2 protein-coding genes are annotated in these 1090 nt (G+C 71.0%); one reads left to right on the top strand and one right to left on the bottom strand.

Features of this window, described 5'->3' with window-relative positions; genetic code table 11:
• A partial coding sequence (locus ACSFA3_RS25365; protein ID WP_435508095.1) for a LysR substrate-binding domain-containing protein occupies nucleotides 1–244 on the top strand: 244 nt, incomplete at its 5' end.
• 16 nt (nucleotides 245–260) lie between these two features.
• Here ACSFA3_RS25365 and ACSFA3_RS25360 read toward each other — a convergent pair.
• The coding region (locus tag ACSFA3_RS25360) for an amidase family protein (protein ID WP_435508094.1) at nucleotides 261–1090 on the bottom strand (830 nt) is incomplete at its 5' end.

Raw genomic sequence — 1090 nt, 5'->3', positions numbered from 1 at the left:
GGTGTCGGCCGGCGTTTGCGCCATGGTGGCCGCCGGCCTCGGCGTGTCGCTGGTGGACCCGATCACCGCGCTGGAGCACGCCGGCCAGGGCCTGAGCTTCCTGCCCTTCGAGCCGGTGATGGTGACGGATTTTTCCGTGCTCACGCCGGTGCGGCGGAGCTCGTCATTGCTGGTGAGCGCCTTCGTCGATCACGTGCGGAAGTTCGCCGTGGCGCAACTCGACCCGAGATTCATCAGCGCCTGACTTTCGCTCCAGGCTTCTACAGCGCAGCCTCCACAGCCAGCGCCACGGCCGCGAGCCGCGCGTCGTCGCCGCGCACTGAGGCCAGCATCAACCCCACCGGCAGTTCACCCGGCGCATGGCACGGCAGGCTGAAGGCGCAGCCGTCGAGCAGGTTGATCGCGAAGGTGTTGCGCAGCAGCAGGCCGTTGGCCCTGAAGAAGGCCGCGTCTTCCGCCAGCGCCGCAATGGGCGGCGCGACGATCGGCACGGTCGGGCACACGAGGGCGTCGAAGCCTTCGATGGCGCGTTCGACGCGGCCGATCCAGTCACGCCGGCGGTCCTGCATGGCGATGTAGTCGGCGGCGCGCACTTCGGTGCCCAGCGCGATGCGGGCGGCCACGCGCGAGTCGAAGCCGCTGCGCTTTGCGGCGAAGCGCTCGCGATGCACCGCCGAGGCCTCGACCGGCGAGAAGCCGCCGGGCGCGTTGACGATTGCGATCTCGGCGAGCTCGGCCAGCGTGATGTCGACGATCTGCGCGCCAGCGGCCGAGAGGGCTTGCAGCGCGCGGTCGAAGGCGTGCGCCACGGCGGGCTCGATGTCGTCGAACATCAGCGTGCGCGGCACGGCAAGGCGCATGCCCTGCAGCGGGCGGCGGCGCACCGTGAGCGGTGCATCGGCAATGGCCGCATCGGCGATCAGGCAGTCTTCCACGCTGCGGGCCATGGCACAGACCGTGTCGAGCGAGCGCGCCAGTTCGAAGGCGCCCGTGCGCGGCACGCGCGACTGCGTGCTCTTGAAGCCCACGAGCCCGCACAGCGCGGCGGGAATGCGGATGGAGCCGCCCGTGTCCGAACCCAGGCCGGCGA

The organism is Variovorax glucosi, assembly GCF_051216695.1.
Taxonomy (GTDB): domain Bacteria; phylum Pseudomonadota; class Gammaproteobacteria; order Burkholderiales; family Burkholderiaceae_C; genus Variovorax.
Note: the sequence above shows the minus strand (reverse complement) of the source record. Positions and strands in the feature narration are given on the sequence as shown.